This window comes from Sphingorhabdus sp. EL138 (assembly GCF_900258045.1).
Classification (GTDB): domain Bacteria; phylum Pseudomonadota; class Alphaproteobacteria; order Sphingomonadales; family Sphingomonadaceae; genus Parasphingorhabdus.
The window spans coordinates 234,787-246,633 of the sequence record NZ_OGVD01000004.1; the positions used below are offsets into that span (position 1 = coordinate 234,787).

At 53.8% G+C, this 11,847-nt stretch carries 7 protein-coding genes; 4 read left to right on the forward strand and 3 right to left on the reverse strand.

What is annotated here, in order from left to right; genetic code table 11:
* Nucleotides 1–36 precede the first annotated feature (36 nt).
* The 4 genes from thiL (at nucleotide 37) to DK507_RS10965 (ending at nucleotide 5,509) form a co-directional block, all read left to right on the forward strand.
* The gene (thiL, locus tag DK507_RS10950; protein ID WP_109356440.1) at nucleotides 37–972 is read left to right on the forward strand and encodes a thiamine-phosphate kinase; all 936 of its coding nucleotides are present in this window, start codon (nucleotides 37–39) and stop codon (nucleotides 970–972) included.
* A 159-nt stretch (nucleotides 973–1,131) separates the two neighbouring features.
* Entirely contained in the window at nucleotides 1,132–3,249 is a 2,118-nt protein-coding gene (locus DK507_RS10955) for a sodium-translocating pyrophosphatase (RefSeq protein ID WP_109356441.1), read from the forward strand.
* A 170-nt stretch (nucleotides 3,250–3,419) separates the two neighbouring features.
* Nucleotides 3,420–4,637, forward strand: coding sequence for a GNAT family N-acetyltransferase (locus DK507_RS10960; RefSeq protein ID WP_109356442.1), 1,218 nt, complete (start codon nucleotides 3,420–3,422; stop codon nucleotides 4,635–4,637).
* Nucleotides 4,634–5,509 (forward strand): cupin-like domain-containing protein, encoded by an 876-nt coding sequence (locus DK507_RS10965; protein WP_174209038.1) that lies wholly within the window; start codon nucleotides 4,634–4,636, stop codon nucleotides 5,507–5,509. The genes DK507_RS10960 and DK507_RS10965 overlap by 4 nt, the downstream gene beginning before the upstream one ends.
* Nucleotides 5,510–6,056: 547 nt before the next feature.
* On the opposite strand, the gene DK507_RS10975 is transcribed toward DK507_RS10965, so the two are convergent.
* The 3 genes from DK507_RS10975 to DK507_RS10985 form a co-directional block, all read right to left on the reverse strand.
* Nucleotides 6,057–6,500 carry a hypothetical protein gene (locus DK507_RS10975; RefSeq protein WP_109356444.1) on the reverse strand — a complete coding sequence of 148 codons (444 nt, stop codon included), beginning with the start codon at nucleotides 6,498–6,500 and terminating at the stop codon, nucleotides 6,057–6,059.
* A gap of 124 nt (nucleotides 6,501–6,624) precedes the next feature.
* The gene (locus tag DK507_RS10980) at nucleotides 6,625–9,087 is read right to left on the reverse strand and encodes a hypothetical protein (RefSeq protein ID WP_162559014.1); all 2,463 of its coding nucleotides are present in this window, start codon (nucleotides 9,085–9,087) and stop codon (nucleotides 6,625–6,627) included.
* A gap of 147 nt (nucleotides 9,088–9,234) precedes the next feature.
* A complete protein-coding gene (locus DK507_RS10985) occupies nucleotides 9,235–11,781 on the reverse strand; it encodes a TonB-dependent receptor plug domain-containing protein (RefSeq protein ID WP_109356446.1) in 2,547 nt (848 codons plus the stop codon).
* Between the last annotated feature and the right edge of the window lie 66 nt (nucleotides 11,782–11,847).

Here is an 11,847-nt window from a genome sequence, read left to right on the forward strand (position 1 = left end):
ATGTGGGGCACATCTTCTTTTTGAAGGGGGCCTCGATTGACCGAATTAGATTTTATTGACCAGTTGAAAGCACTGGCGACCCATCCCGCGGCTCGCGGTCTGGCTGATGATGCGGCGGTATTGCCTTTTGGTCGGCACAAGCTCGTCATAACCCATGACATGATGGTCGAGGATGTCCATTTTTTGCCAAATGCCGATCCTACCGATATCGCGTGGAAGCTCGTGGCCGTGAACTTGTCTGATCTGGCCGCCAAAGGCGCGAAGCCGCTGGGCATATTGATGGGATATTGCCAGACGGGTGACGACGCATGGGATGCCGCTTTCGTTCGCGGACTGAAAGAGGCGATTGGCCATTTCTGTGTGCCGTTACTGGGTGGTGATACCGTGTCGGCGGGACCGAATGGCAAGCGGACCCTCGGCCTGACCGCTTTGGGCGAAGCAAAAGGGCATATCATTCCCGCTCGCTGCGGTGCCGCGCCGGGGCACAGCATCTATGTCACAGGTGAAATCGGGGATGCATGGGCAGGGCTGCAGATAGCTCTTGGCAAGGCACATGCTGCGGACATAGAGACCTCTGCTGCTCTGTTGAAGGCGCATAACCGCCCGCAACCAAAACTGGATGATGGCAGGGCGTTGTCGTCTTTGGTCAGTACAATGATGGATGTTTCAGATGGTTTGCTGCTGGATGCCTCGCGGATAGCCAAGGCCAGCGGTGTCAATCTGGAGATTGATCTCGACCAGGTTCCTTTGTCGGTGCCGTTCAAGACCCTGTTTGGTGAAGGGGAAGATGCCAGAATGAGTGCCGCCACCGGCGGTGATGATTATCAATTGCTGCTAACCGCCAGTCCGGAAACTGTTTTGCCGATAAATGTAACCCGTATTGGCCAGTGTCGACCCGGATCCGGTGTGTCTCTGGTGCAGAAAGGGGAACGGATTGGTTTGCCGGAACCACTTGGGTTCGTACACGCCTGATCGTTTGCAATATCGATCAATGGAAGGCCTATCTGAAATACCAAGGAATGCCCGCAAAATCAGGGGTTGCGCCATGCGCTTCACGCTTTATAAGTTGCCGCGATCTCGCCCCAATTCAGGGGCGTTTCACGATAAAGGTCTAGGGGGAGAAGAACAGCAATGACTGTTGTCACCATTTCAATAATATGCGGTTTAATTGCCGTTTTATATGGGTTTATTACAAGCCGCCAGGTGCTGAGTGCACCGGCTGGCAATGAAAAGATGCAGGACATTGCTGCGGCCATTCAGGAAGGTGCGCAAGCCTATCTGAACCGTCAATATCGCGCGATCGGTATTGTGGGGGTTGTGGTTGCGGTTATCGTCTTCCTGTTCCTTGGTCCGATTTCGACGGTCGGTTTCCTGGTTGGTGCCATTCTTTCTGGCGTAGCGGGCTATATTGGTATGAACATCTCCGTTCGCGCCAATGTCCGCACGGCGCAGGGCGCTAGCGAAAGCCTGCAAACTGGTCTGACCGTTGCGTTCCGCGCTGGCGCGGTTACCGGTATGCTGGTTGCTGGACTCGCGCTTCTTGCTATTTCGATCTTCTTCTGGGTGCTCACCACGCAGATGGGCCTCGAAGCCAAGAGCCGGACAGTGATTGATTCTCTTGTGGCTCTGGCTTTTGGCGCTTCGCTGATTTCGATCTTCGCACGTCTGGGCGGGGGTATCTTTACTAAAGCTGCTGATGTTGGTGCCGATCTGGTCGGTAAGGTTGAAGCCGGTATCCCGGAAGATGATCCACGTAATCCAGCTACTATCGCTGATAATGTTGGCGACAATGTCGGTGACTGTGCAGGCATGGCAGCTGACCTGTTTGAAACCTATGTTGTGACCGTTGGCGCGACTATGGTTCTGCTGGCTCTTCTGTTTGGCGATCTGGTTGGCGACACAATGCTCAACAGCCTTATGGCGCTGCCGCTCATTGTTGGCGGTGTTTGCATCATCACATCCATTATCGGTACCTATATGGTCCGTTTGGGCAATGGCACCAATATCATGGGCGCTTTGTATAAAGGCTTCATCACCACTGCTGTCCTGTCTATCCCGGCCATCTATTATGTGACGATGCGCACCGTGGGTGACATGAATGCCATTATCGGTCAGGGCCTTGATGGCACTGGCGGATTCACTGGCATGGCCCTGTTCTGGTCGATGATGGTTGGTCTGGCTGTAACCGGTTTGATCATCTGGATCACCGAATATTATACCGGTACAGAATATCGTCCGGTGCGTTCGATCGCCAAGTCTTCGGAAACAGGTCACGGTACCAACGTGATCCAGGGGCTTGCCATTTCGATGGAAGCAACCGCATTGCCGACGCTGGTCATCGTGGTTGGTATCGTCGTGGCGTTCCAGCTGGCGGGGCTTATTGGTCTTGCCTTTGCTGCTACATCTATGCTGGCACTGGCGGGTATGGTTGTCGCTCTGGACGCTTATGGCCCGGTAACCGATAATGCTGGCGGTATCGCCGAAATGTCCGGTCTGGATGAAAGCGTTCGGGACAAGACCGATGCTCTGGATGCTGTGGGTAACACCACCAAGGCTGTCACCAAAGGCTACGCCATTGGTTCTGCCGGTCTGGCGGCACTGGTCCTGTTCTCGGCATACACGGCTGACCTCAAGGAGTTCTTCCCGGATCTGCAAGTCAGCTTCAGTCTCGAAAATCCATATGTGATTGTCGGTTTGTTGCTCGGCGCGCTATTGCCTTATCTCTTCGGAGCCATGGGCATGACCGCTGTGGGCCGTGCTGCCGGTGACGTTGTTGTCGATGTCCGCGATCAGTTCGCTAATGACAAAGGCATCATGGATGGCACATCGCGTCCAAACTATGCCCGTACGGTTGACCTTGTAACCAAGGCGGCGATCAAGGAAATGATCCTGCCATCGCTGCTTCCGGTGCTGGCACCGATTGTGGTTTATTTCGTGGTGACTGCAGTATCAGATCAGGCCAACGGCTTTGCGGCGCTTGGCGCATTGCTCCTCGGGGTGATCGTCTCCGGTTTGTTCGTTGCCCTGTCAATGACAGCAGGCGGCGGCGCATGGGATAATGCAAAGAAGTATATCGAAGACGGCAATCATGGCGGCAAGGGCAGTGAAGCCCATAAAGCGGCTGTGACGGGCGATACGGTGGGTGATCCATATAAGGATACCGCGGGCCCAGCCGTGAACCCGATGATCAAAATCACCAATATTGTTGCCCTGTTGCTGCTCGCAGCACTGGCGCATGGAATGGCGTAAAGCCTACCTCAATATTGGCCGACATATTGGTCTAAAAGACCCCGCTGGAAGCAATTTCGGCGGGGTTTTTCTTTGACCGCTTTTCGACGGAGTTACCAAAATGCTGTCGTTAATCGGTTATTACCCTATTTTTGCTACTAAATTGTCCAAGTTATTGAGGGCAATTCAATATGGATGCAGGCGGGTTTCAGACCCAAAATGATGAAGCGGTTCACTTCGAAACCGCGGACCGTGTGTGTCTGACCAGTTCGGCTTCGACCGAGCTTGTTTCGATTGCGACGATCGACGAGCGTCTATTGAATTCCTGGCAGAAGCTAGCCCGCAATGCGGCCGAACCCAACAGCTTTTACGAACCCTGGTTGCTCGGACCGGCCGTCCAGCATTTCAACACCCATCCGGAGCTCAGTTTGTTCCTTTTCTGGGCTGGCCTGCCGCATAAGTCCGATCTGCTTGGATTGTTGCCGGTGGGACCTTGTCGGCAACTTGGCCGCTGGCCCGTACCTTTTGTCCAGAACTGGACCCATCATAACAGCTTTCTCGGCACGCCACTGGTGCGCAGCGGGTTTGAAAACCAGTTCTGGACCGCGTTGTTCAAGGATCTGGATGACAAGAACTGGCCGGGCTTTCTGCATATCAGAGATCTGACTGTGGGCGGACCGCTTGATCAGGCCTTGCGCGCTGTTTGCGCGCGGCAGCAGCGACGCTGCGATCTCGTGCATAGCGAAGCGCGGGCATTTCTGAAGAGCGACCTGGAAGCCGAGACCTATTATACCGAAACGGTCAGATCGAAGAAGCGCAAGGAATTGCGCCGCCAGGCCAAGCGGTTGAGCGAGATGGGTGATCTGTCATTTACGCATCATGCGGATGATGCCGGGCTAGAGATATGGATTGCAGATTTCCTCAAGCTGGAGCGGGAAAGCTGGAAGGGGCAAGAGGGGTCTGCCCTCGATTGTTCGGACGATACACGCGGTTTCTTTACCGACACCCTGACCGGCGCAGCCAGTGCCGGCCAACTCGAACGTCACGACCTGCGATTGAACGGAAAGCCGCTGGCGATGCTGGTGAACTTCTGTTCCGCACCGGGCAGCTTTTCCTTCAAGACTGCCTTTGATGACGCCTATGCCCGCTTTTCCCCCGGCGTGTTGCTACAACGGGAGAATCTGAATATCCTCGAAAGACCGGATATCGACTGGATGGATAGCTGCGCGGCGCAGGACCATCCAATGATCGACAGTTTGTGGTCGGGACGCCGCCATATCGGGCGCTTTTCCATCGAACTGAAGGGGCTTTCCCGAAACGCCATATTTCGGGGTGTGCGTTTTGGAGAGGACTTGATGGCCCAGATAAAAGGCCGTGAAATTGTCGATATCATGCAGGTGCAACAATGAACCAGATTTTGGGAAAAGACGCTTTCAGCAAACCTGTTTTTGGCGAGAAAATGCGTCAGCAATTTGCGGATTGTTATCCTGAACAGCCGCAGTTGCTCGATCACGACATGTCAACAAATGCTCTGCTTTCACTGGACGCCCTGGCCAAACTGGGAACGGCGCTTCCCAAAGCCAGCGTCGAGTATAATCCCGGCGACCTGCCGGTGGGCATAGATCCGAACGATGTTCCTGATAACGGCATGTCAATTGCGGATACGATTTTGATGATTGAGAACTCGGCAAGCTGGGCGGTTCTTAAAAATATCGAGCAAGTGCCGGAATATGAGGCGCTGCTGCTTTCCTTGCTGGCCGAGATCAAGCCGATCCTGGAGAGTAAAACCGGCAAGATGTTGCGGCCGCAAGGTTTCATCTTTGTCTCGTCTCCGAACGCCATGACACCGTATCATTTCGATCCGGAGCATAACATCCTGCTGCAATTGCGCGGCGAGAAGACAATGACTGTCTATCCGGCCGGTGATGAGAGATTTGCTCCGGCAACGGCTCACGAATCCTATCACACCGGCGGGCCCCGTAATCTGGTGTGGGAAGAGCAGTTTACAGAGGCAGGTAAAGCCTTTCATTTGGCACCTGGCAAAGCTATTTTCGTACCGGTGATGGCGCCGCATTTCGTCAGAAACGGATCGCGGCCTAGCATATCCCTGTCGATCACTTGGCGTTCCGACTGGAGCTTTGCCGAGGCTGATGCCCATGCATTCAACCATATGTTGCGCGGTTGGGGTCTGAACCCGAAAGCCCCCGGCCGGTTCCCTGAACGGAACAGCGCGAAGGCCATAAGCTGGCGTGCCTTGCGAAAACTGCATCTGGTGAAATAAGCCACTGCCGGTGGCAGACTTGCTGCGAAGTTGACAGTAGTTACACGGTCCCTTGGGGTGGCTTCCCCCGAGAAGTATTTTTCAAAGTTCACACAGATCACGGGCCTCCATATAAGCAGGAGATCGAACGAAGTTAACAAAGTGCACACGGTCTATTGCGGTGGTTTTCCCGTGAGGCTTTTCTTGAAGTTCACACAGATCACACCATTGCTAGTGGGATGGTTTTCAAGGAATAGTTCTACGAACAACCTGGATATGTGCGCTCCGCACTTGATGCGGAGCCTGGGATGGCTGTTACGTTCGTCTACTCTGGACTCCGCATCAAGTGCGGAGCACAAGTCTCGGGTAAACTCCGCTATCGCTATAATTCAAAGTTCACACAATTCTCACCCTGTTGCGATCAGGTGCAAAACGCCGTCATATCAATATTCAAATCTGAGAAAGAGCCTTGGAAATATTACCACAGGCCCACGGCTGTAGGAAAGCGCCCCGCCAAATCTGCTTTGCGGGACGCTCTCGATAAATACATAAGAAGCCAGAGTTTGACCTAGGCCTCTTCCTCGTCGTCTTTCTTGCCGAAGAGAGTTGAATATATTCCAAGTAAAACCAGCAAGCCGGCTGGGAATATGCCCCACATATGTTTCCATCTGGAAAAGCTATACCCTTCGGTCGGATCCGAACCCAATGTTTCCTTTAACCGGGACAATTCCGCTTCATCGAGCGGCAGATATGAATAGCCGTCTTCGGTTTCAGTGTAGAGCACGAACGTCTCGGTTGTTTCCTTCGCCCATAGCGGAATGAACAACAGGCTTGTTTCTTCATACATATAGCCGACATCGACATAGCTGCCTTCAATTTGATACTCGGCTGTATCCGGCAGATTTTCGACCAGCGCTATTTCTTGACTCGTCGTTCCACGCTTCCGTGCTTCAGCTGGTTGCGAGACCGCCGCCATCACCAAAATCCCAATAATAACAGTAAGATATCGCATATTTCCCCCCTTTTGAAGCGGCGACGATAGCTCGTACATTGCCTGTGTAAGTGATGTACATCACAGGGCAGATTTTTTTATTTCGGGATCACGACACGATGCCATGTTCGGCCAGATCGCTAAGCTAAAACCGCTTGCGAAAGCTCACTTCTATATAGCGCCCAATCGGATCAACGAAGCCGGGTTGATAGCGTAGCGGGACCAATCCGTCGTTATTGCGAACATCCTGAATATCATCGAAGATGTTATCGATCCGAAAAGTGATCCGGCTGTCTTTGAGGAATTTGAATTTGTTGGTGAGGTTGCCAAGACTATCCAGGTTCATGAATGCCCGAAGGTTGACCTTGGTCAGACCGGAAAAGCGCAAGTCGGAATCATCATTGCCACCAATTGCACGTGTAGCGGTTTGATGTTCGCCCTTTATGCGAAACCCGATCCCGTTTTTGAACCAGCCGCCGTTAAGCTCAAAAGCATGGCGCGCGGTGCCGCCAGAGGTGCTGGTTGCCGAACCATCTAGTAAATCCAGTTCTGGCACGCCCGGTCTTATCAATATCCGGTCTTTCAGCCGGACAGAATGATACACAGACAGGTCCCAAGTTCCTAGCAGCGGTTGGCCAGCGCCGCCGCGGCTTTGGTTCGCTGGACGTTTTGCTTTTGCCCCTGGTTTGGCCGCGCCTTGTGTTCCTCTCGCCCCGCCAATGCGGAGCCGTTTGCCGAACCGGAAACCATAGCGCAGGTTTTCGCTGCGGATGTCACTATAGGTAATCGTGCGTTGATCAATGCCAATCAGGCGCCCGCTATTGTCGCGCGTCACACGGTCTGGAAAAGCGGCTTCAATCTCCGGTGTGAGCAACGGAAAATTTGCCGCAACATCCCGGTTACTATTGCGGAAATATTCGACAAGAAAGCGCATGCCCTTAAACCAGCCAGGCCGATAGTTGACCGTCAGTTTGATGTCTCTGCGCCGAGATGCCGGAAGGACAGAATTACCTCCGGTGATGATATCGGCCAGGACAGTTTCGTTATTGATAAAATCAAAAACCGTCACGCCCGGCGTCACAATCACGGGATTGACGAGTTGGCCTGCGGAGGGAGCCTTCTCATCACCGGTCACTGACGCAATAATTGCCAGACTATTAAATGGTCGCCAGTTGAGACCGAAGCCAAATTCTACCAATCCGCCAAAATCCGAGACTTCACTATAACCAAGATCACCGTTGATCGATAGTTTGCCGATGGCTTCTGTTACCGCGATGTTGTCGCCGGCCAGAGGTATCTGAAGATTGATACTGGTGTTCAAATTGCTGCGACCGAGTGTGCTGAGCGTTGTGACATCTCCAATGACGTTGCGACTATTTTGGCTCCGATCCCTGAATCCGCCGCGCCACGTAGCTCTAACCGGACCGGAGGGCAGATATAGCAAAGTACCGGAAAGTGTTGCGATATTGGTGAATGATTGACTGACGGCGCGGGCCTGATTGGTGACGGGGGAAGAGAGTAATGGGCCGAAATCGCTGGCAAATGGGTCCGCAGTGCCACTATCAATCGCGGCCTGAAGTCCGGTCACATCTCCTGTAACGTCAGTCGCGGTGTTTGTCAGTATGCGGGAATAGTCAGCAGTGACCGACCAGTTCCAGCTCGATAGCGTTCCGTTCAACGATAGGCTGGCTTTAAGACTATCGGACGTCGTCTTGCTTTCGAGCGCGTCGAATTGCGTGAAATAACGGAACAGGCTTTCGTCATTCGGGGATACCGAGAAGGGGCTAGTCGCCGGTACATTCAATGTGGCGCTCGGTAGGCCCAGCAGCCGGTGTGTTTCATTGCGAGTATAGCTGCCGTTCAGCGAGACTGATATGTTTTGCCCGACGATAAAACTGTAATTTGTATTGAGTTCAATGGTCTCGGACGGTGCGGTTAACGAGCGGAAATCGCCCAAGTTTACGGCTTGGCCGGCCGCGTCCTGAATAATATCGCGCTCGCTTTCCGTAATGCCGGTTTTGTTCTGGTATTTCAGATTGATACCAAGTCGCGTTCTTTTGTTGATCCGCGTAACATTCGCTTCCAGTTCGGTTTCAGCCTGATCTCCACGGACAGGAGTGCCATATTCTCCTTTTGTGATGAACCCGGTGAATTTCTCTTTCATGATGAAATTGATGACGCGTTGATCGGGGCGATAGCCATATTGCACAGCCAGTTCTTCGGGAAAGACCTGCATCCTTTCAAGTGCTTCAGGCGGGTAGCTAAGAATATCACGCATTCCGGATACGCGCTCTCCATTGATCAGGACAATCGGTCCGCTATCGCCTCTTCCCCCACCGGATTCTGTTTCAGAGGACAAGCTATCGAGCAATTCCCGTATCGATGATGCGCCATAGCCCTCGATATCTTCAGCCGTTAGCTCCACAATTGGTGGTACATCGGTAATGACCGAACCGGGAAGCCGTTCGGCGTTGACGATTATATCGTCATTTTCGGCATGATTACCTGTCTTAGGTTCTTCAGAGTTTTGGGCCAGCAAAGCACTGTGATTGCAAATTGCCGCAACAATAATAACCCTGGCGACAAGATTGGGGGAAGCTCTGACCATTGTAAGGCGGCTATCAGCGTCTGTGCCAGGATGATAGAAACTTGAGATGAAGCGATTTGACATTTTCGGCACCCAAAATGTCTGCGATCATCCGATGACAACGCATTTAGCAGGAGCCCGAATAGTCACGAAGCTCAATTGGTAGCATCAAAATCGCTTGCGAAAGCTAACCTCTATATAGCGGCCGACAGGATCGACGAAGCCGGGCTGATAGCTGAGTGGGACCAGTCCGTCGCTGTCCCGAACGTCCTGAATATCGTCGAAGACATTATCGATGCGAAGGGCGATCCGGCTGCCCGTGAGGAATTTGAACCGCTCGGTCAGAGTGCCGCGATCATCGAGATTGATGAAAGCGCGCAGGTTAAGCGTTGTCAGATCCGAGAACCGCAGATCGGAACTGGTAAGCCCACCATCCACGCGCGTGGCGGTCTGATGCTCAGCCTGGACCCGAAAACCTATGCCGTTGTTAAACCAGCGTCCTTGCAGTTCAAACTCGTGACGGGGCTGGCCGCCGGTCGATCCGATCGCAGAACCGCCGAGCAAGTCGAGTTCCTCAACGCCGGGCCGGATCAATATGCGCTCGTCGAGATGAACAGTGTGATAGGCCGATACGCGCCAACGACCGCCTCCACGCCTGCCGGGACGACCGCCGCGTGGCGGTCGGCTGGCCCTGTCGCCAGATTGCCCGGCTTCCGGTCGGCCCGCTTTGGGTCGTCCGTTGCCGGCTCTACTTTCTGGTGGCGGTCTATCGCCAGGAGGACTTCCATCACCGGCCTTTGGCCCACTGCCTGGGCCACGAGGTCCGCGCGCCCCGCGTCGCTGGCCAAAGCGTTTGGAAAACTCTAGGCCATATCGAATGCTTTCGCTGCGGACATTACTGTAATTGACCGGTCGCCGGTCGATGGCGATCAGGCGGCCGGTTTCATCACGTGTAACGCGATCAGGGAAAGCCGCTTCGATTTCTTCGGTCAGCAACGGAAAGTCAGAGGCAACATTCTCGCTATTGTTGCGGATATATTCACCCAGAAACGTCATGTCATCCAACCATTCGGGACTGTAATTGACGGCCAGCTTGATATCCCGCCGTTTCTCGGCCGGCAGGTTCAGATTGCCACCAGTCGTAATGCTGGTCAGCACGGTTTCGCCATTGGTAAAATCAAAGGTGGTGACATTGGGTGTGATGATGACCGGATTACCGAGCTGCTGGATGGTCGGGGCGGCTTCTTCGCCAATGGCCGATGCTGTGAACACCAGCCCGTCAAAAGGTTCCCAGTTCAGGCCAAAACCGAATTCGACCAGGCCGCCGAAATCGGAAAGCTCGCTATAGCCCAAATTACCATTGATCGACAGTTCGCCAATGACTTCGGTCACGTCGATATTCTCGTTGGCAAGCGGGATATCGATATTAATACCGGCATTGAAATTATCGCGCCCAAGACTGCTGAGCGTGGTCACGCTGTCGGTGGTATCCCGGCTGTCGAGATCCTGCCGGCTGTAACCGCCGCGCAAGGTCGTGATGGCCGAACCGGAAGGCAGGTTGATCAGCGTTCCGGACAGCGTGGCCAAGGACTCAAGTGTGTTGCTGACTGATCGTGCTTCATCGGTGGCCGGAGCGGACAGTAATGCGCCGAAGTCTGCGGCAAAAGGGTCTGCTGTGCCTGCGTCGGTAGCCGCCTGCAGTGCGCTGATATCGCCGCTATTGTCGGTCGTGGTTTCGGTTTCCTCTCGCGCATAGTCAGCGGTCAAGGACCAGCGCCAACCGGACGACGTACCGTTCAGTACCGCACCGCCCTGAAACGTGTTGGTCTCTACCGTTTTGCGTAGCGGCCCAAATTGGGTGAAATAGCGGAACAGGGTCTCGTCCGTGACTGACTGTGCAAACGGGCTTGTCGCCGGGATATCCAGCGTGCCACTGGCCAGCCCCAAAAGGGCGCGGGACTTGTCGTAAACATAGCCGCCGTTGAACGCCAATGACATGCCATTGGAAAAGGTATGGCTGTAATTGCCATTGAATTCGAGCGTATCTGTTGGTGCGCTTAATGTGCGGAAACGGCCAAGATTGACCAAATCACCGGCTTCGTCCTGAATGATGCCGCGCTCTGCCTCGGTAATTGCGGTCTGCGTTTCATATTCGATATTCAGGTTCAACCGGCTGTTTTTGCCAATGCGGGTAAAAGTGGCCTCCAGCTCTGTCTTGCCCTGATCCCCACGGGTCGGCACACCATATTCGGTCTCCGCGCCGAGCCCGGTATAGTCATCTTGCAGGATGAAGTTGATCACGCGTTCATCCGGTGCATAGCCATATTGCAGGGCCAGCTCTTCCGGAAATACCTGAACGCTCTTTATCGCTTCCGGCGGCAAATCGCGGATATCACGGAAACCCGAGGTGCGCTGGCCATTTATCAGGACTATCGGCCGCCCGCTGCCGCGTCCGCGGTTGGAACTGGTTTGCGAGCTTAGCTCACCAAGCAGATCTTCAACAGAGGATACGCCATAGCTGGCAATATCGTCGGCATTGAGCTCCACAATCGGCGGAACTTCGGTCATTACTGACCCGCGGAGACGTTCGGCAGTGACGACAATATCCTCGTTGTAGCTATCCTCGTCGTTTGTTTGGGCATGGACGGGAAAGGCATTCATGATGGAAAGGACCAATATGCTGGCCCCGAAAAACCGGAGGGAGTTTTGTATCATGTGAAAGGCTCTAATAATGTCAGGCGTTGGGGAAACATGTCCAAAATGCCGTGGCACGGGGTCATG